This window comes from Vibrio viridaestus (assembly GCF_003856525.1).
GTDB classification, from domain to species: domain Bacteria; phylum Pseudomonadota; class Gammaproteobacteria; order Enterobacterales; family Vibrionaceae; genus Vibrio; species Vibrio viridaestus.
Map to the genome: position 1 here is coordinate 323,962 of NZ_RJVQ01000004.1, position 18,866 is coordinate 342,827.

At 41.2% G+C, this 18,866-nt stretch carries 16 protein-coding genes; 6 read left to right on the forward strand and 10 right to left on the reverse strand.

All coding sequences use genetic code 11. The annotated features are described in order from the left end of the window. Nucleotides 1–32: 32 nt before the first annotated feature. Nucleotides 33–1,523, reverse strand: coding sequence for a carbon starvation CstA family protein (locus EES38_RS12180; RefSeq protein ID WP_124937466.1), 1,491 nt, complete (start codon nucleotides 1,521–1,523; stop codon nucleotides 33–35). A gap of 225 nt (nucleotides 1,524–1,748) precedes the next feature. Between EES38_RS12180 and EES38_RS12185 the strand changes: the two genes are divergently transcribed. Beyond that, a complete protein-coding gene (locus tag EES38_RS12185) occupies nucleotides 1,749–2,099 on the forward strand; it encodes a DUF2799 domain-containing protein (protein WP_124937467.1) in 351 nt (116 codons plus the stop codon). Between the two features lie 24 nt (nucleotides 2,100–2,123). On the opposite strand, the gene murQ is transcribed toward EES38_RS12185, so the two are convergent. Both murQ and EES38_RS12195 read right to left on the reverse strand, forming a co-directional pair. After that, on the reverse strand, nucleotides 2,124–3,050 hold the full coding sequence (murQ, locus tag EES38_RS12190) for an N-acetylmuramic acid 6-phosphate etherase (protein WP_124937468.1): 927 nt from the start codon (nucleotides 3,048–3,050) through the stop codon (nucleotides 2,124–2,126). A 12-nt stretch (nucleotides 3,051–3,062) separates the two neighbouring features. After that, nucleotides 3,063–4,178, reverse strand: a complete 1,116-nt coding sequence (locus EES38_RS12195) for an anhydro-N-acetylmuramic acid kinase (protein ID WP_124937469.1) — start codon at nucleotides 4,176–4,178, stop codon at nucleotides 3,063–3,065. A gap of 157 nt (nucleotides 4,179–4,335) precedes the next feature. Here EES38_RS12195 and nagZ point away from each other — a divergent pair, with 157 nt between their 5' ends. After that, nucleotides 4,336–5,328: a beta-N-acetylhexosaminidase gene (nagZ, locus tag EES38_RS12200; RefSeq protein WP_124937470.1), complete on the forward strand. Its 993-nt coding sequence runs from the start codon at nucleotides 4,336–4,338 to the stop codon at nucleotides 5,326–5,328. On the opposite strand, the gene btsR is transcribed toward nagZ, so the two are convergent. Further along, nucleotides 5,325–6,044 carry a two-component system response regulator BtsR gene (btsR, locus tag EES38_RS12205; protein ID WP_124937471.1) on the reverse strand — a complete coding sequence of 240 codons (720 nt, stop codon included), beginning with the start codon at nucleotides 6,042–6,044 and terminating at the stop codon, nucleotides 5,325–5,327. The genes nagZ and btsR overlap by 4 nt on opposite strands. An 11-nt stretch (nucleotides 6,045–6,055) precedes the next feature. Continuing rightward, nucleotides 6,056–7,726, reverse strand: a complete 1,671-nt coding sequence (locus tag EES38_RS12210; RefSeq protein WP_124937472.1) for a sensor histidine kinase — start codon at nucleotides 7,724–7,726, stop codon at nucleotides 6,056–6,058. Between the two features lie 247 nt (nucleotides 7,727–7,973). Between EES38_RS12210 and EES38_RS12215 the strand changes: the two genes are divergently transcribed. Together EES38_RS12215 and tyrA are read left to right on the forward strand one after the other, a co-directional pair. Beyond that, nucleotides 7,974–9,044, forward strand: coding sequence for a 3-deoxy-7-phosphoheptulonate synthase (locus tag EES38_RS12215; RefSeq protein ID WP_124937473.1), 1,071 nt, complete (start codon nucleotides 7,974–7,976; stop codon nucleotides 9,042–9,044). A 14-nt stretch (nucleotides 9,045–9,058) separates the two neighbouring features. Then, the gene (gene tyrA / locus EES38_RS12220) at nucleotides 9,059–10,186 is read left to right on the forward strand and encodes a bifunctional chorismate mutase/prephenate dehydrogenase (protein ID WP_124937474.1); all 1,128 of its coding nucleotides are present in this window, start codon (nucleotides 9,059–9,061) and stop codon (nucleotides 10,184–10,186) included. Between the two features lie 37 nt (nucleotides 10,187–10,223). Here tyrA and EES38_RS12225 read toward each other — a convergent pair whose 3' ends face one another. Both EES38_RS12225 and ettA read right to left on the reverse strand, forming a co-directional pair. Then, nucleotides 10,224–10,598 (reverse strand): PilZ domain-containing protein, encoded by a 375-nt coding sequence (locus EES38_RS12225; protein ID WP_124937475.1) that lies wholly within the window; start codon nucleotides 10,596–10,598, stop codon nucleotides 10,224–10,226. Nucleotides 10,599–10,715: 117 nt separating this feature from the next. Continuing rightward, nucleotides 10,716–12,383, reverse strand: coding sequence for an energy-dependent translational throttle protein EttA (gene ettA / locus EES38_RS12230; RefSeq protein ID WP_124937476.1), 1,668 nt, complete (start codon nucleotides 12,381–12,383; stop codon nucleotides 10,716–10,718). Nucleotides 12,384–12,639: 256 nt separating this feature from the next. On the opposite strand from ettA, the gene EES38_RS12235 reads away from it, so the two are divergent. Both EES38_RS12235 and trpR read left to right on the forward strand, forming a co-directional pair. After that, nucleotides 12,640–14,604 (forward strand): transglycosylase SLT domain-containing protein, encoded by a 1,965-nt coding sequence (locus tag EES38_RS12235; protein ID WP_124937477.1) that lies wholly within the window; start codon nucleotides 12,640–12,642, stop codon nucleotides 14,602–14,604. 58 nt (nucleotides 14,605–14,662) lie between these two features. Continuing rightward, on the forward strand, nucleotides 14,663–14,962 hold the full coding sequence (gene trpR, locus EES38_RS12240) for a trp operon repressor (protein ID WP_124937478.1): 300 nt from the start codon (nucleotides 14,663–14,665) through the stop codon (nucleotides 14,960–14,962). Here trpR and yjjX read toward each other — a convergent pair. From yjjX to EES38_RS12255, 3 genes are read right to left on the reverse strand one after another with little or no spacing between them, the layout of a single operon-like run. Next, a complete protein-coding gene (gene yjjX / locus EES38_RS12245; protein ID WP_124937479.1) occupies nucleotides 14,959–15,486 on the reverse strand; it encodes an inosine/xanthosine triphosphatase in 528 nt (175 codons plus the stop codon). The two genes, trpR and yjjX, sit on opposite strands and share 4 nt — an antisense overlap. A gap of 1 nt (nucleotide 15,487) precedes the next feature. Beyond that, nucleotides 15,488–17,806, reverse strand: a complete 2,319-nt coding sequence (locus EES38_RS12250) for a putative bifunctional diguanylate cyclase/phosphodiesterase (RefSeq protein ID WP_124937480.1) — start codon at nucleotides 17,804–17,806, stop codon at nucleotides 15,488–15,490. Beyond that, nucleotides 17,790–18,803, reverse strand: coding sequence for a polyamine ABC transporter substrate-binding protein (locus EES38_RS12255; protein ID WP_166434256.1), 1,014 nt, complete (start codon nucleotides 18,801–18,803; stop codon nucleotides 17,790–17,792). The genes EES38_RS12250 and EES38_RS12255 overlap by 17 nt, the downstream gene beginning before the upstream one ends. Between the last annotated feature and the right edge of the window lie 63 nt (nucleotides 18,804–18,866).

Consider the following 18,866-nt stretch of genomic DNA (forward strand, 5'->3'; position numbering starts at 1 on the left):
TTGGGAGGCTTTTTATTTTAAGTAAGTTTAATTTAGGCTGTTTTGGTTTTGTCGGCTGCTTTTGGCTCGTCAACTTCCGTTAAATCGACACCTTTGTTTCCTTTTGCTGCTTTAAGAACATAAGCAAATACAGCGATGGCACCAACAAATCCAAGAATGGTCGATACCTGCATTGGCAGACCAAATCCTAATGTACTGTTATTCAGAATAAAGCTGATACAGACTGTTGTCATGAATAGAGCAGGGATTGTGCTAACCCAATGCAATTTATTGTGGCGTACCAGATAAGCTGAAGCTGTCCAAAGCATCACAACAGCCGTTGTCTGATTTGCGAAGCCGAAGTAACGCCAGATAATACCGAAGTCAACTTGAGTTAGTGCACCGCCCACGACAAATAGTGGAAGCGCCATCATTAAACGGCTACGTAGAGTTTTTTGCTCCATATTGAAGTATTCAGCTAAGATCAAACGGCTTGAACGGAACGCTGTATCACCAGATGTTATTGGTAAAATGACAACGCCAAGGAAAGCGAGGATACCACCGAAAACGCCTAGCAGACCGAAAGATGAACTGTAGACAACGTTTCCTGGACCGCCATTCTTAACGGCCTCAGACAGTCCGTCTAATGTACCAAAGAAGGAAAGAGCGATCATACACCAGATAAGAGCGATAACACCTTCACCAATCATGGCACCGTAGAAAACAAAACGACCGTTCTTTTCATTTTCCATACAGCGAGCCATTAAAGGACTTTGAGTTGCATGAAATCCTGATATCGCACCACATGCGATAGTTATGAATAACGCAGGCCATAGAGGCATATCATTAGGGTTAAGATTGGAGAACATATCGGTCACTTTAAAATCAGACATGACGGAATGTTGATCGGATACGCCGATAGCGATGAGTAATCCTACAGACATGAATATCAACAGTGCGCCGAAAAGGGGATAGAAACGACCAATGATTTTATCCACGGGTACGATAGTCGCGAGAATGTAGTAGGCAAAAATGGCGACAACCATTACAGTGCCACTAATATGAAAACCGGTTTGATTATTAATCAGGTTAGTGATCATTCCTGCTGGTGCTGAAACGAAGACCACACCTACTAACAATAACAAGACGATGGCAAAGATGTTCATAAAATGTTTGGCGCCATTGCCAAGGTATTTACCAGTAATAGTAGGAACAGATGCACCGCCGTTACGAATCGACAGCATGCCCGAAAAGTAATCATGAACAGCCCCGGCAAATATGCAGCCAATAACAATCCATAACATGGCAGCTGGGCCATACAGCGCGCCCATGATAGGACCGAAAATTGGACCAACGCCTGCGATATTAAGAAGTTGAACTAAGTAAACTTTGGGTGTCGACATCGGTACATAGTCAACGCCATCTTGTTGTGTGTAGGCTGGTGTTTGGCGGTTTTCCTTAATACCAAAGATACGCTCGATGAAGGCGCCATAAATAAAATAGCCCCCTATCAGTGCTGCAACGCATGTTAAAAACCAAATCATAGTAGGATCCTTTTGTTTCGTTACGTTATATTTCTAATAAGTCACTATGAAGAGTATCGCTTGCTATGCACAATTGCAGTCGTTGAATGAGTCAGTGGTCGAATAGTCGTTTTAGTGGCGATGTGACGACTTAAGCGGTTTTCAGAACTCAGTAGATTAGTACTGGCATTGATGGTGCTATTGGTGGCATAGTTGTAACTATCAGAATATAAAGAGTAATGTCTTATGAAAAAATGGTTGGTGGTGTTGGGATTCTTATTTTTAGCCGGGTGTTCATCAACAGACCAAGATTTGGCTAAGGAAGGGGATTGGTATCAAATTGGTTACAACGATGGTATTGCTGGATTGAATCAGCGTTCTAACCGTTCTCTGGCTGAGCTTGGACTCGTTAACCAATCTGAATACGATGAAGGCTATATGGACGGTGTCGATAAGTATTGCAATCCTAACTTCGCTTATCAAATTGGCCTCAATGGACAGTACTATGAGGGCGTTTGTGACGGCCTAAAAAGCGGTAATCGCTTCCGTATGGAATGGAAACGAGGCTGGGAACAATATAACCGCGGGCGAATGTAAATTAAGATAAAAGAGAGGAGAGCATTAGCTCTCCTTTGAATCCAGAACGGCTTTTCGCAAAAAACCATCAGAGTTAAACAGTTGCTTTTCGGCTTCTTGACTTGTTAAACCCGCCAGTTCCATCAATATAGCGACTTTCGCATTATTATTGCTTTGTTCCAATAGAGACTCCGCTCTGGTTTTGGAGCAATCGGTCGCTTGCATAACAATTCTTATTGCTCTGGCGACAAGCTTTTTATTCGTTGCCTTAACATCAACCATGAGGTTCTCATAGCTTTTACCGAGTCGAATCATACTCGCAGTGGTGAGCATATTAAGTACGAGTTTCTGCGCTGTTCCCGACTTCAAACGAGTTGACCCTGTTAGCGCTTCAGGGCCCACAATTGGAGAAATTGCGATTGATGCGGATAAAGCGATTGGAGAGTTAGGATTGCAGCTGACAGAGACGGTTGTTGCTCCGATTCGATTGGCATAATCAATGGCACCAATAACGTAAGGGGTTCGGCCACTCGCTGCTATGCCAACAACGACATCGTCTGCTGTTAGATTAATTGCGAGAAGATCTTGCTCGCCGAGTTCCGATGAGTCTTCAGCCCCCTCCTGGGCGGTAAACATCGCTTCTTTTCCACCTGCGATTAACCCGATAACCATTTTATCTGAGACGCCAAACGTAGGTGGGCATTCGGATGCGTCAAGTACGCCTAAGCGTCCACTGGTTCCAGCACCGCAATAAATCAGACGACCATTGTTGTTAAAGCTCTGCGTAATTGCATCAACGGCCTGTGCGATATTAGGCAACACTTTTTCCACCGCAAAAGGTACGGTTTTATCTTGCTGGTTTAGGCGTTCGACAATTTCAAATGAGGATAGAAGGTCGATATCCATTGTCTCTGGATTTCGTCCTTCTGAGACTAATTGTGATAAAGCGTTTAATAATGAATCATTAGCCATAATGGTCCTCGATCATTCAGGTAAGTAAATACAGCCTAAGGTCGTTGCTGATTTTGCTCCGGTGACTGCCGGTAAATTCGCTGGTAAATGATGAACTCTACAATAAGCCAACCAGGCAAATGCCATCGCTTCCATAAAGTCCTCATCAATACCATATTCATTGGTTGTTTGGACAGACCAAGAGTCTAAGCTTTGTTTCAACTGACTCATTATGACCGGGTTGTGAACCCCGCCACCACAAACCAGCAGTGTCGCTTTTTTATCAGATTGGAACGGCGAGAGAGCGTTTATGATCGAAGTAACGGTCAGTTCAACTAAGGTCCTTTGCACGTCTTCAATGCGTATTGCACTGTCAATCTTTTGTAGCTTTGATTGTAACCAGGTGAGATTAAAATACTCTCGACCAGTACTTTTGGGGGCAGGTTTAGAAAAGTAGTCATCGGTTAACATCTCAGATAGTAACGTGGTCGATACTTTACCTTCTCTTGCGAGCATCCCATCTTTATCGAATGGCATCCCTGTATGTAACTCACACCACTCATCAAGAATTCCATTGCCAGGCCCCGTATCAAACCCTGTCGTTGTCCCATCAGTATCAATTACAGATACATTCGCAATCCCACCAATATTCAAGATTACTAAAGTTGATTCTTGAGCAGAAAACAAAAATTGATGAAAGGCGGGCACAAGAGGTGCTCCCTGACCACCAAGAGCCATATCTTTACGTCTAAAATCACTGACCGTCTGAATTCCAGTTTTTGCTGCAATGATATTGGCATCTCCGATTTGCATGGTAAACGGGAAACGGCCATCTGGGCTATGGTATATGGTTTGCCCATGACATCCTATGGCCGTAATATCGTGCGTAGAATATTCTGAACGAGCAATCAGTTGATTGACAGCATCTGCGTATAAATGGCCGAGTTGATGGTCTAATTCACCGAGTTGCTGGAGGGCAGTTTTGTGGTTGGATGCGAGTAACTTCAATTGCTTAGCTATTGATTCAGGCATACTCATAAAGTGACTGCCTTTGAATTCGATACGATTTTGGTCAATGTTGACTAAAGCGATATCTATTCCGTCCAGACTGGTTCCGGACATCACGCCAACATAAAGTTCACCCGACATTGTTATTATCCCTGTGGTAAGAGAAAACCATTGTAATCAATATATAATCTGAATAATCTCACTATATTATAGAGACTGCAAGACAGTCCAAACTTAACAAAATACTATGGCTAACAGATGAACGGTACTCACCATCAACTGAGCTTGAGGAGTTATCATGGGACCACTTTGGCTTGATGTCGCAAGTTACGAAATTTCTGCAGAGGAAAAAGAAATTTTGCAGCACCCAACTGTGGGTGGCGTCATCTTATTTGCGCGCAACTACCACGGCAATGCGCAGTTGTGCGCGTTAACAACGGAAATTAGAAAAGCAGCCAAAAGACCAATCTTAATTGGTGTTGATCAGGAGGGTGGGCGTGTTCAACGATTTCGTCAGGGTTTTACACCTATCCCAGCTGCAAAACACTACGCCATGTTTGGCGAAAGTGAAGAAATAGCGTCACAGTCAGGCTGGACGATGGCTGCCGAATTGATCGCTCATGATATTGACTTGAGTTTTGCCCCAGTCTTAGATATTGGCTTCGAATGTCGAGCAATCGGCGATCGATCTTTTGGTGAGGATATAAGTCAGGCGATTCGATATAGCAAGGCTTATCTTGAAGGAATGAAAAAAGCAGGTATGGCGACAACTGGGAAGCACTTTCCTGGTCATGGCGGCGTTCTGGAGGATTCTCACAAAGAGCTTCCTACTGATGCAAGGGATACTATTTTTGAGCAGGATATGAAAATATTTAAATCGCATATCGAGAATCAATTACTCGATGCAATGATGCCAGCTCATGTTGTGTATTCTCACTATGATTCACAGCCCGCGAGTGGTTCTGAATACTGGCTAAAAACAGTATTACGCAAGACTTTGGGCTTTAAGGGGATCGTATTTTCTGACGATTTAAGTATGGAAGGTGCTGCTGTAATGGGAAATGTGGTCGAGCGTTCCCATCAGGCGTTGGCTGCCGGATGCGATATGATCTTGGTTTGTAACCGTCCTGAAGCTGCGATTGAAGTCTTGGATAATTTGCCTATCTTAGATGTCCCTAGCGCAACTCATTTATTGAAAAAGAAACGTTTCACATTTGATGAATTGCAGAGTTCTCGGGAATGGAAAGAAGCGAATAGCGCTATTCTTTCTCTTATCGAAAAGAGCTCTTAACCAGATATACCAATCGTTTCTTTTATTGTCTTTAAATAACGCCGGCTCACGGGCACGCTGTTGTTACCGTGAGTCACTATTTCTGCCAATCCGTTGTCGAGTAATTTTATTTCTTTTATTGCTTTGGCGCTGACCAAGTATTGTCGGTGGCAGCGAATGAGAGAGGTTTTATCTTCTAATTGCTTTAATGTCAGTTGACTGGTGGCTGTCTGACTTGTCGTTTTTATATGCACGCCTGAAATGTCACTGAATGCAAATTCAATATCGACGGTCGGAATGACTAATATTCTGTTAAGACCTACACATGGTATTTGTTCGAGCGACTTTGGTACAATCGCGGCTGTATTTTGTTGTAGGTTGGTTCTTTTGAGCAGTTTTTTGATCGTCTTTGAGAAACGTTCTTCCTGAATTGGTTTTAGCAGATAGTCGAATGCATTATCCTCAAACGCCTGAATCGCATATTGGTCATAGGCCGTCACGAAAATGACAAATGGCATAGAGTCCGGGTCAAGCATCGACAGTAATTCCATTCCAGAAATCTGGGGCATATGGATATCGAGAAAAACGACATCGGGTTTTAATTGATTAATCTTTTTGAGCCCTTCAATTGCATTACTTGCCTCACCAATCACATTTAGCTCTTGGTAATCTTCTATAAGAGAAATTAATTCTTCTCTGGCTAACAACTCATCATCTATTACTAATGTGCTAAGCATGGGACTCTCTACTATTGGCTGAAGGGAAGTAAAAACGTCATTCTTGTATATTGACCAGGCTGAAAATCAACAAGTAATTTAGATCGCTCGCCAAAATAGTGAATGAGTCGCTGACTGACTATTTGCATTCCCAGACCTGAATTCTCTTTTTCTGGTTTCGAGTAGGTTCCGGCATTATCTTCAACAATAATTTTGTGTCCTAGCGATGTGACTTTACTGTAGATCTTTATTTGACCATCACTGAGTAAGTTAGCGGTACCGTGTTTAATCGCGTTTTCAACCAATGGCTGAAGGGTAAAGCTGGGTAAAGTAATATCGGATAATTCGTCTGGTATATCAATTGATACAGTCAGACGGTCACTAAAGCGGGCTTGCTCAATAGTTAGATAAGAATTTACATGCTCCAATTCCTCTTTCAGTGTCACCGTTTCAACATTCTGCTTGAGGTTGCTACGAAAAAATTGCGATAAGTGTTGAACTAAGCTTCTTGCCTCGCGGGGATCTTTACGAATCACAGCACTGATCGTATTTAATGCGTTGAAAAGGAAGTGGGGATTAATTTGAGCTTGCAGCAGTTTGATCTCAGCCTTTGATAATAGAATTTTCTTCTCTTGATACTCGCCGTATAAAATTTGGCTCGATAACAGTTCGGCAATGCCTTCAGCCATCGCAATATTGATCGAAGAAAAGAGTTTTCTTTTCCTTTCGTAGAGTTTAATGGTACCGATTACTCGGTCTCCCGCTCTCAACGGTATAATGAGTACTGAGCCAAGTTTACATTCAGAAGAGATTGAGCATTGATAGGATTTTTCTTTGCCATCAAGGTAGATAATTCTATTTTCATCCAAGGATTGAATGGTACTTTTTGATGAAATAGGGCAATTAGGTAAGTGGTGGTCATCACCAATCCCGATAAACGCGAGAATTTTTTCCCTATCAGTAATGGCAACGGCGCCAACGTTAGTTTCTTCGTAGATGATTCGAGCAACCTTATCTGCATTCTCGTTAGTGAATGCTTCGGACAATATTCCAACAGTACGTTCGGCAATTCTTAATGCTCTGCGGGAAAATGTAGCTGAATATTGGTCAAAGATGGTTTTTCTATCCTGCAGAATACTCATGAAGAGGGCGGCACCAACAGAATTTGCAATGATCATTGGAGCTGCGATGGTTGATACCAAGCTGAATGCTTTGTCATAAGGTTCAGCAATTAAGAGGATCAATAGCATTTGGGTGATTTCGGCAATAAGAGTTATGGCAAAAACAACCCATGAGTTGAATAGTAGTGCTTTCTGTCCTCGCAGTACGAAGTAAAGGTGGAAAAGCCCACCAATGAGACCTTCGGCTGTAGTCGATACTGCACAAGCGACATCGGTAAATCCTCCCAGACTATATCGATGCAATCCTCCTGTTAACCCCACAGCAACTCCAACAATGGGTCCCCCAAACAGTCCGCCCATCACTGCCCCGATGGCTCTGGTATTGGCGATGGCATCATCAACTTGTAAGCCGAAATACGTTCCTAAAATACAAAACAGCGAAAAGAGTGAGTAGGTTGCTAGCTTGACATCCAATCGAGGTGAAATATTGAGTATGGGCAAAAATATAGGTGTTTTACTCAGCATGTAAGCCAATACTAAATAGACACACATTTGCTGGAGAAGAGATAAGACGATATCCATATTACTGACTCTTGAGTTACTGCAGGTACTTTACGGTATATGCAATCGATAAGACAAGAAACAAATCAGTAACTTGTTATCTTCATCTGAATAAAACGTATTGTATTTGTAGTGTAAATATTATTTTACATTTAATGTTTTTATTTCTTTACGGTTGATTTAATTTATTTCGATGTTATCTTGTGCTCAACAGTAATTTTGATACCTTTTAATATTGGGTGTAAATAATTTTATACATAGGTGCGTTATGACAAAGAATGAACTGAGCGACATTAATATCATTGATCAACAGGTACTAATAACACCCAATGAATTAAAAGAGAAAATTCCGTTGAGTGACAAAGCACATGACTTTGTCAAAGAAGCTCGTAAAACGATCGCTGATATTATTCACAAAAGAGATCACCGTTTGTTAGTGGTTTGTGGTCCTTGTTCAATCCACGATCTTGATGCAGCGCGCGAGTACGCAAAAAAATTCAAGCAGCTTTCAGAAGAACTTAAAGACCAAATTTACCTTGTTATGCGGGTTTACTTCGAGAAGCCACGTACTACGGTTGGCTGGAAAGGTCTAATCAATGATCCTCACATGGATGGAACATTTGATATTGAGCATGGACTTCATTTAGGTAGACAACTTTTGGTTGAGTTAGCTGAGATGGAAATACCTTTAGCAACGGAAGCCTTGGACCCAATTAGTCCACAATACCTCTCTGATACGTTTAGTTGGGCGGCTATCGGTGCGCGTACGACTGAATCACAAACACACCGTGAAATGGCGAGTGGCTTGTCTATGCCAATTGGCTTTAAGAACGGTACGGATGGAAGTCTATCGACCGCAATCAATGCAATGCAAGCCGCTTCGTCTAGCCATCGTTTCATGGGAATTAATACCGAAGGTCAAGTTGCGCTGCTTACAACACAAGGTAATCGAAACGGGCACGTGATTTTACGTGGCGGTAAACAGACCAACTATGACTCAGTTTCTGTTGCTGAATGCGAAGAAGAAATGCACAATGCCAAGCTTGAGCCTTCTTTAATGATTGATTGTAGCCACGCTAACTCTCGTAAAGATTACCGTCGTCAACCACTGGTTGCCGAAGATGCCATTCATCAAATTCGCCAAGGTAATAAATCCATTATTGGCTTGATGATTGAGAGTCATATCAATGCTGGTAACCAGTCTGCTGATCAACCATTATCTGAGATGAAATATGGTGTATCGATAACTGACGCTTGTATTGACTGGGAAACGACGGATACGTTGTTACGTCATGCTCATAAAGAACTCATTCCATTTTTAGAAGATCGTATTAAATAATAAAGGGATTATTAATGGCTGTTGAACTCAACGAACTCAGAAATCAAATAGATGATGTTGATAAGCAAATGGTTGAATTGCTTGCTAGACGTCTCGCTTTAGTTGAGAAGGTTGGAGAAGTGAAAAGTAAACATGGTTTACCTATTTATGCTCCAGACCGAGAAGCAGCCATGTTGGCTTCTCGCCGTGAAGAAGCTGAAAGAAGAGGTGTTCCACCGCAGTTAATCGAAGATATTTTGCGCCGTACGATGCGTGAATCTTATAGTAGCGAGAAAGATGCAGGATTTAAGTGTCTAAAACCTGAACTTCGATCCGTTGTTATTGTGGGAGGAAAAGGACAATTGGGTAGCCTTTTCGCCAGAATGTTTAGGCTCTCAGGGTATAACGTGAAGATTCTGGGCAGTCAGGACTGGGCACATGCCAATGAAATGTTATCGGACGCGGGACTTGTCGTTGTTACAGTACCAATTCATTTGACCTTGGAGGTAATATCTAAGCTCAAAGGATTACCGAGTGACTGCATTTTATGCGACTTAACATCGATAAAAGCCAAACCACTAGCTGAAATGATGAAAGTGCACTCGGGACCGGTCGTAGGGCTTCATCCGATGTTTGGGCCTGATGTGCCTAGCTTAGCAAAACAGGTTATCGTGCATTGCAACGGAAGAGGTAAAGAGCATTACCAATGGTTAATTGATCAATGTTCAATTTGGGGCGCAAGTCTTTGTGAATTAAAAGCAGAAGAACATGATCATGCGATGTCTCTGATTCAAGCGTTGCGACACTTTACGTCATTTGTTTACGGTTATCATCTTTCTAAGGAAAACCCTAATCTCGACAAGCTATTAAAGGTAAGTTCACCTATTTATCGCTTAGAGCTGATGATGGTAGGGCGATTATTCGGTCAAGATCCTAACTTGTATGGAGATATTATTTTATCTTCTGAAGAGAATGTCGAAATGATTAGGCGTTTCCACAGTCGGTTATCTGAAGCGGTAGAATTACTCAATCATAATGATAAACAAAAATTTGTCGATAGCTTTAAAGACGTAAGTGATTGGTTTGGTGATTATTCAAAGCGTTTTATGTTGGAAAGCCAAAACTTACTCAAACATGCCAATGATTCTATTCATCGTGGTTAAGTAATAAATTAAGAATAAAAAGCCCTGAGAGGGCTTTTTATTCGTCGTCTCCGATCTCTATTAAATGCTCTAATTCTCGGTGGAGCAGTGAGTCATCTCCAATATTCAATTCAACTAACCGTCTTAAATGAGCAATACTGTCTATATCAATATGATCAATTGATACTCGCATAGTGCTGTCAGTCATTTGAATGATATTTGCCGTTAGCTGAATAACAATATCGCTCTCTGGTAGTGGAAACTCAATATCAACAGGTTTGCTGGAATCCAGTATAGGTTCATCAATAATGGAGAGTAGAGCACCGTGCAATGACAAATCTTGAACTGTTGTAGCGACTCTTTTTTGCCCTTGAGTAACTAATGCCGGAGCACGATATAGCACTCTTTGAAACTGTCTTCTCTCTTTGGTCATACAAGCTTCTCTATTTTTCTGAATTTGTTACGCGTAATATACCTATTGTAGTGTGGAGAATAAAAAAGCCGCAAATATTGCGGCTTTTTAATGTCATTTTTACGCTAACTGTTCGAGTTACTTCGCAATTCTCTTATATTTAATGCGATGAGGTTCTGCTGCCTGAGAACCCAGAGTTTGCTTCAGCCATTCCGAATATTCAGTGTAGTTACCTTCGTAGAAGTTCACTTTACCTTCATCACGATAATCTAGAATATGGGTAGCAATACGGTCTAGGAACCAGCGGTCGTGTGAAATCACCATTGCACAGCCAGGAAATTCAAGTAGTGCTTCTTCAAGCGCTCGTAGCGTTTCAACATCCAGATCGTTGGTTGGTTCATCGAGAAGTAATACGTTACCGCCTGATTTAAGCAGTTTTGCTAAGTGAACACGGTTTCTCTCACCACCAGATAGTTCACCAATAACTTTTTGTTGATCCACACCTTTAAAGTTAAAGCGAGAGCAATAGGCTCGTGCTGGAATCTCGAAGTTATTGATTTTTATAATGTCAGAGCCTTCTGATATCTCCTGGAATACCGTGTTTTTGTTATTCATACTGTCACGGAACTGCTCGACAGACGAAATCTTAACCGTATCACCAACTTCAATTGTCCCTGCGTCCGGCTGCTCTGTACCACTTAGCATTTTGAACAACGTTGATTTACCTGCGCCATTTGGCCCGATAATCCCAACGATAGCTCCTTTAGGTATGCTAAAAGATAAGTTGTCGATAAGTACACGATCACCAAACGATTTAGTTAGGTTACTGACATCGATAACTTTGTCACCCAGACGCTCACCTGGTGGGATAAACAGTTCATTTGTCTCGTTACGTTTTTGGTGATCTGAGCTATTCAGTTCTTCAAATCTTGCCATACGCGCTTTTGATTTTGCTTGGCGACCTTTTGGATTCTGACGAACCCATTCAAGTTCTTTCTCAATTGTTTTTTGGCGAGCTTTCTCTTGGGATGCTTCTTGTTTCAAACGAGCATCTTTCTGCTCTAGCCATGAAGTATAGTTTCCTTGCCAAGGTATACCTTCACCACGGTCAAGTTCCAAAATCCAACCTGCGGCATTATCTAGGAAGTAACGGTCGTGCGTAATCGCAACAACAGTTCCGTTGTAATCACATAAGAAATGCTCTAGCCACGCGACTGATTCTGCATCTAGGTGGTTTGTCGGTTCGTCCAACAATAACATATCTGGTTTTTCGAGTAGCAGACGACAGATAGCAACACGACGACGTTCACCACCAGAAAGTTTGCCGATAATCGCATCCCATTCAGGTAGACGCAGAGCATCAGCTGCACGTTCAAGAATATTTTCTATGTTGTGCCCATCTTTAGTTTGGATTAAAGATTCTAGTTCGCCTTGTTCTTTCGCCAACTGGTCAAAGTCAGCATCCGGTTCGGCATAGGCTGCGTATACTTCGTCCAAGCGTTTTAGTGCGTTAGTTACGTCCGAAACAGCTTCTTCAACCACTTCACGCACCGTTTTTGTTTCATCAAGCACAGGTTCCTGTGGGAGATAACCAACGTTCAGTCCTGGTTGCGGGCGAGCTTCACCATCATGATCTTTGTCGATACCCGCCATGATTCGAAGCAGCGTAGATTTACCGGCACCATTTAGACCTAGTACACCGATCTTTGCTCCAGGGAAAAAGCTAAGTGAAATATCTTTAAGAATCTGTCTCTTAGGTGGCACGATTTTGCTCACCCTCGACATGGTATAAACGTATTCAGCCATCGCCGATTGTTCCTAATATTTGCCTATGGATCAAATCGGATATTCTATACTAATTAAATCGGAATTGAACCAACAGAGAAATAAGTTTAGTGTGTTAAATATGAAATTAGTCTCACTAAAAGGAATTATGAGCAGAAGTTCAATGTCGCTTGAATTTTTTGTTAATTTAATCAACCAGCTCTATGAACAAGTTAATTTATCTCTATTATAGAGCGTTTAAATATCGGCAAAGTCTTTACGTAAAGGATTAATAATAATGGCATTTTGGAGTAGTCGAGTTATTCCGCTGGCTGGAGCCGCGTTGTCTGTGGGTTTATATAGCTTTTCTGTCTTAGGTGCACCATTAACTCTTAAAGAGCAGAGAGATCTGTATGATCAGGCTCAGACTTGGTTAGATAGAAATCAGGTCGAAAAGTATTATCAAGTGAAGGATAAACTTTCCTCTTATCCATTGTCCCCCTATCTCGATTACCGGGCTATGCTCGTCAATTTGGATCAAAAGCCACCCATCGTTGTGCGTAGTTTTATTGATAGCCATGAAGAATTTCCATTCTCGGGCAGAATCAGTGCTCCTTATCTTCGTGCGTTAGCGAACGACAAAAAATGGTCCGTTATTCTGTCATTTCAAAAAGATGAACCGAAAGGCGAAGAATTTCAGTGTTACTACTATACCGCTATGTATCATGCTGGAAAAAAGAGTGATGCATTAAAAGGTGCTCAGAAGTTATGGCTACAAGGTCACAGCGTATCAAGTACTTGCGATAATCTTTTTGGGTATTGGGAAAAACACAACAAAATATCTGATGACTTGATTATTGAGCGAATGTTGTTGTCATTCGACAGCGACGAATACGCTCTAATGAAGTATCTATCGGGAAAAGTTTCTACCGAGCCTAATAGAGAGTTTGCCCGAGCAATCATGGCAGCATATCAATCTCCTAAATCGGTTATTAAGGATTTTACTCAAGGTAAGTCTGATCAGCCGCATCGCCGTTTGATTGAGTTATCTCTTAATAAGCTGGCAAGAAGGGACGTATCTTCTGCTTATGCCTTACTGAATGATTTTTCTCATTCTCTGGATACCTCAGATAAACAAGTTCAGGATTTTCTATTAGAGTTACAAAAAGACGTTGCAAGTCGGTTGTTATACAAAGCCGACAATGAGTCATTAAAACCATTAGCAAAATGGAGAGACTCCGTTATTGAAAGAAGCCATGATGATGCGCTAATTGAGAGGCGGGTTCGGCTGGCGATCAAGTTTGGTGATTGGCAAGAGATTAATTACTGGATAAATCAGTTTGGCCCAGAAGAGCTCAATTCATCTCGTTGGCAATTTTGGAAGGCTCAGTCAGAAATACAAATGGGTGATGGTACCGCTGGAAAAGAAAGATTGAAGTCTATTGTTAATGAACGCAGTTTTTATAGTGCTGCGGCTGCGACAGTACTCGATCAGTTACCTGACTTTCCAGCTCAGCCGGCGGCTGCAAAGTTAGCCAGTATTGATCGTTTCAAAACAAGTCTGAACAGAATTAGAGAGTTGGTGTTACGCGATAAATCGGCTGCTGCGAAAAGTGAGTGGTATTGGTTATTATCTCGCGCCAATCTGGCTGAAAAGCAATCTCTTGCCTATTACGCTAAGGATGCTCACTGGTATCATTTTTCGATCATTGCCTCCATCAAAGGCAGTTTATGGGATAACTTAGTGCTGAGATTCCCGATAGCGTATAAAAATGATTTTGATCGTTTTGGGCAAAAATACAATATTGACCCTGTGACGTTAATGTCTTTAGCGCGACAAGAAAGTGCAATGGATCGAACGGCTCAATCTCCTGTTGGTGCAAGAGGTTTAATGCAACTTATGCCTGATACGGCGAAGTATGCCGCAAGAAAGTATCAATTAGAGTACCGTCAGCGCTCCGATCTGTATGACCCGGAGAAAAATATAGAACTTGGTACTCGATATTTAGACGAGTTATTGGAAAAGTATGACGGTAACCGGATACTGGCATTTGCTGCTTACAATGCTGGTCCAAGAAGAGTTGATTACTGGCTGAAACAAACCTCAGGTCAGCTAGATGTTTATCGATTTATTGAAAGTATTCCATTTAAAGAAACCCGTGGATACGTACAAAACATCCTAATGTTCGAAATCTATTACCGTAAGCTTCTCAATACGAAGAAGGCTTTTCTTCGTCCTGTGGAAGTTGCGACAAAATATTAATTCCATTTGAGTTTTAATTCTCTAAAATAGGGGAGTGTATCAATTAACGAGTACAAATATGTCACCAAAACCAGAATTTGAAGATTGGCAATCTTTTCTCGATTTAGTAAAAAAATCTGTCGATTCAGGTAACTACGAGATGTTGTTAACTATGATGATGACATCTGATGAAAGAGACACCCTTGTTTCCAGAGTTAACATTGTATGTGAGTTATTAAAAGGGGATCTCTCTCAGAGACAGATAAGTCAAATGCTTGGGGTTGGAGTGGCGACAATTACCAGAGGTTCGAACGAACTTAAAGGTATTAATAATGAAGAGAAGTCTGTGCTGACTTCTCTTTTACTCGAAAAACGCTAGCAGTCTGTTTTGGTAAAGAGTGAATTGTGAAACGGTGCTAAAGCCAAAATCAGAGCTTGAGTATAAACACTACTTCTTGTCAGCACGCCATCAGTAAATATACTGATGGCGCCACCTTTCTGCTTTATATTGTTCGTATTACATAATGCGTCCATGACATCACCTAGTTCATGGCCACTTTTAAGCTGTTTAATTACCGTCAATGGTAAGGGTAAACTCGCAGATCTCGATTCACCCCGCAATTCTTGTGATTCTATAACCATCCAGGCAAACGTAGCATTATTATCAAAGCCGGCCTCTAACCCCACATAAAACAGAGCCCCAGGCGTTGATTTTCTCGCATTTCTCACCCGGTTTCTTGCCCCGCATAATGTTTCTTTATCTGTCATTGGTTGAGCTGACACGTCGCTAGACACACTAATACCAATGAATTCGAAGTTCTGTGAAGGAAATGCAAGACTGAATGCACTCTCAACCGCCTGAATCTTGGCTGGATTTAACGAGGCGACAATTACTTTTTTCATATCAAACCTCTTTCTCTAAAATGTTTGCGTATAGGGCATCGTGAGATAAATTAGCCAGACTAAGCGGTTTACCAAAGAAGTAACCTTGTAAATAATCGCATTGGTATTCTGTTAACCAATCATTCATATCCTCAGTTTCAATACCTTCTGCCGTTACCTTCATATTTTGTGAGTGGCAAAGCTCTATCAAAGGTTTTACAACATTTTGCTTATTGCTCGCAATAAGTGTATCGAGGAAGACGCGATCCAGTTTAATCTTTTGAACTGGATACTGTACAAGCTGCGTTATAGAGGTATATCCGGAACCAAAGTCATCAATTGTTAAGCCAAACCCATGGTTAGATAGCTCATGTAATAATGGGAAGCTTTGTGTTTCCGCTGCAAACGTTTCGGTTATTTCAAATTCGATTAGGTTTGTTGGAATGGTGTATTGTTCCGCGTATTTTTTGATGTAGTCGGCGAGCTGCATAGAGTTCAGCTCTGCAGAAGACAAGTTGATCGCGATTTTATACGGTCGTTCTAGAGAGCTTTGTACTGAATGAAACTCCTTAAACGCCTGACGAATAACCCAACGGTCTATTTTAGCAAACAGTCCAGTTTGTTCAGCTATCGGAATAAATTCATCTGGTGACACTTCACCCAAAGACTTCGATTCCCATCTTAATAATGTTTCAAAACCACAAACTTTTTTATCCTTGCAGGCGAAGTAGGGCTGGTACACCAAGCTAAATTCATCATTAAAATTACCAGCACGCAAAGCGCGCTCAATGTTTGCTCTTCGCTGAACAACTTTATCCAGTTCTTTAGAGTAGTGTGCGATCTGGTTTTTACCTGCGTTTTTGGCTTGATACATCGCAGTGTCTGCATTAGAAAGCAGTTTTTCTATTTGTTGCCCATCCTCTGGGTAGGTAGCTATTCCAATACTTGCCGTAATTGGAAAGTTACCAATAGGAGATGTTGCTCGGTTCTGAATAGGCTTCAATAGGCTTAGCGCGAATTCATCTGCACAGTCTGGTAAATCAAATGATGAATACAGCAGAATGGCAAACTCATCTCCAGATAACCTTGATGCTAATCCATAGACCTGATGCGACTTTGAGAATGTAATACAAAGGTTTTTGACGTGATCGGCAAAATTGATGAGTAAAGTGTCACCAATTTGATGTCCATATTTGTCATTTACATATTTGAAGTTGTCTAAATCAATGTATAAAACCCAGATATGGTTTTGTTCCTGACTTAGTACCATTTCAGCATGGCGCTGGAACTGGTGTCGATTTGCTAGCTTCGTCAGGTGGTCATTTTCAGCAAGTGTTTTGGTTTTACGGTAAGTATCTTCAAGCTCTGCATACATTGCGTAGAAGCGGGAAGAGAGTCGCCCAATCTCGTCATTGGAACCAAGAACCTCGATATTACGTCGCTTGTTGCTTTCTACTTCTCGTAACTGAAGGTCGAGTTTAGTAATTGGGTTGATGACGTGTTTATTCAGAAGTAACAGTAGCAGTAATACGGTAAGAAAAGCTGAAACTGAAAAAGCCAGTAAAAGGTCTTTTTGAATATTGTGTAGCTTATTCTTCAGAATATAAGGTGCTGGGTCGAGCGTCGCGTAGACCGCATCTTGGAGTTCAACACTCTGTGTCAGTCCGTGTTTCTCAATGGGGGAATTTGAAAAAAAGATTGAGCTATTGTTATCAAACTCAATCTGCTTTCTTAGTTCATTGAAATCGTTGAGAACAGTATAAACAACAACAAAGAAAATTTCGTTTTGGTTATAACTTAATGGGGATTCTAATGTTTTGGTATCCAAGACATCATACCGTAAGAGAATGCCCTGTCCCGCAGAGTTTTCTGAGTATCCAACGTATGATGTTTTATGCGTATTGTTATAAATCTGTTTTATATGACTAAGCACGGATGGATCCATTTTTGCAAATGGATCGTCGCTACGCTCAGCATAGTATAGGACGTCTTTGTTTCCATTTAAAATAGATAAGGCCACGAAGTTTTTATCACTGGATTGCAGTGTATGAATGGTTTCGTGCAGATTATCGACTAACTCCATTTCTCTGAACGGATTGATTTCGTGGAAAAAGTAATGTCGGATGATATCGCTTTTAGATAGTGTGTAAGCATAGCTACTCAATAAAGAGTTAGCTTGACGATAATAACCGGCAAGCTTCTCCATATTTAGCTGTAAATAACTGTCTGTTCGCTTAATTAAAGCGTCCTTCTGAGTGACATAAATGATGTATGTCGAGGCTGCTGCGCTGAATAAAATGACTGGCGCTATAAGCAATAAAATTCTATGGGTTAGCTTCATGTTGCGTTATCAAACTATTAATTATTTTTGCTCTGATGTTCAGGTTTTGCGGAGATAGTTCTTGATCGACAATCGCATATTTCATCCGAGTTGGTTCGGGAAAAATAGCTCGGTCATTTTTATAGCTATCAGGCAAAAAATCCAGGGCTTTTATATTCGGTGTGGCTCCGCCGATGTCCAACGCATTTTGAGCTGCGACTTTTGGTTGAGTTAAGTAATTTAAGAATTTTTTTGCTTCTTCTTTATGCTCTGAATTACTGTTGATAGCCATGCAGTCAAACCATAAATAAGGAGCTCCTTCAGGGGTTACAAATGACCAGTCATTATTTTTGAAAAAACGATTTAATGACGCCTGATCACCGCTGTAAGCCAATGCCATATAAAGATTTTCGCTGTTTTTATGGCTACGTACATAACTTAAAGCATATTCGTAGGTCAAAATATCTTTATTGAGTTTTGACATCATCTCATAGCCAGTTTTGAGGGAGTCAATGTTATCGGTAGCCGGAGAAACGCCAAGAGAATACATGGCAGGAAGAAGCGTTTCGATGCTGTCTTGAATGATGCCTATGTGTCCACGGACATTGTCTGGCGGATTCATAAAGTCTGACCAAGAATTAGGCGGGTTATCTTTAAAAATAGATTTACGATAAAGAATACCCACACTTCCCCAAAAATAAGGAATAGCGTGCGAACCACACACATCGTTCCATTTGGGGTCTATATTGTTCCTTCCCTTTAGATCTGAGAGATCTTCAAAGGCATCTTGGCGAGCAAAAATTTGGGCTGAAACATTATCTAGGACAATGATATCAAACGGAAGTTGAACGCTTTTTAGCATCAAGAGGCTGCGTTCGTCATCGTTATCAAAATGGAAACGATTGATAGGAATATCTGTCTCGCTTTCCCAATTAGATAAGACTTTATTGGAGAGTGTATCTTCCCAAAGATAAATATTTAATCCTTTAGCAACAGAGACAATGGGAAGACATGCCATCACTGTTAATGCTAATTTTTTTATAGTTTTCATAAGCCTAATGCATTATGTTATTAACCTAGC

What these genes read in the sequence shown, in the direction of transcription:
- btsR (WP_124937471.1), bottom strand. Translation starts at nt 6,044, where the DNA reads ATGCTTAGCACATTAGTAATAGATGATGAGTTGTTAGCCAGAGAAGAA.
- murQ (WP_124937468.1), bottom strand. Translation starts at nt 3,050, where the DNA reads ATGGCTAATGATTCATTATTAAACGCTTTATCACAATTAGTCTCAGAA.
- EES38_RS12235 (WP_124937477.1), top strand. Translation starts at nt 12,640, where the DNA reads ATGGCATTTTGGAGTAGTCGAGTTATTCCGCTGGCTGGAGCCGCGTTG.
- EES38_RS12250 (WP_124937480.1), bottom strand. Translation starts at nt 17,806, where the DNA reads ATGAAGCTAACCCATAGAATTTTATTGCTTATAGCGCCAGTCATTTTA.
- EES38_RS12215 (WP_124937473.1), top strand. Translation starts at nt 7,974, where the DNA reads ATGACAAAGAATGAACTGAGCGACATTAATATCATTGATCAACAGGTA.
- tyrA (WP_124937474.1), top strand. Translation starts at nt 9,059, where the DNA reads ATGGCTGTTGAACTCAACGAACTCAGAAATCAAATAGATGATGTTGAT.
- EES38_RS12225 (WP_124937475.1), bottom strand. Translation starts at nt 10,598, where the DNA reads ATGACCAAAGAGAGAAGACAGTTTCAAAGAGTGCTATATCGTGCTCCG.
- trpR (WP_124937478.1), top strand. Translation starts at nt 14,663, where the DNA reads ATGTCACCAAAACCAGAATTTGAAGATTGGCAATCTTTTCTCGATTTA.
- EES38_RS12180 (WP_124937466.1), bottom strand. Translation starts at nt 1,523, where the DNA reads ATGATTTGGTTTTTAACATGCGTTGCAGCACTGATAGGGGGCTATTTT.
- EES38_RS12255 (WP_166434256.1), bottom strand. Translation starts at nt 18,803, where the DNA reads ATGGCATGTCTTCCCATTGTCTCTGTTGCTAAAGGATTAAATATTTAT.
- nagZ (WP_124937470.1), top strand. Translation starts at nt 4,336, where the DNA reads ATGGGACCACTTTGGCTTGATGTCGCAAGTTACGAAATTTCTGCAGAG.
- EES38_RS12195 (WP_124937469.1), bottom strand. Translation starts at nt 4,178, where the DNA reads ATGTCGGGTGAACTTTATGTTGGCGTGATGTCCGGAACCAGTCTGGAC.
- ettA (WP_124937476.1), bottom strand. Translation starts at nt 12,383, where the DNA reads ATGGCTGAATACGTTTATACCATGTCGAGGGTGAGCAAAATCGTGCCA.
- EES38_RS12210 (WP_124937472.1), bottom strand. Translation starts at nt 7,726, where the DNA reads ATGGATATCGTCTTATCTCTTCTCCAGCAAATGTGTGTCTATTTAGTA.
- EES38_RS12185 (WP_124937467.1), top strand. Translation starts at nt 1,749, where the DNA reads ATGAAAAAATGGTTGGTGGTGTTGGGATTCTTATTTTTAGCCGGGTGT.
- yjjX (WP_124937479.1), bottom strand. Translation starts at nt 15,486, where the DNA reads ATGAAAAAAGTAATTGTCGCCTCGTTAAATCCAGCCAAGATTCAGGCG.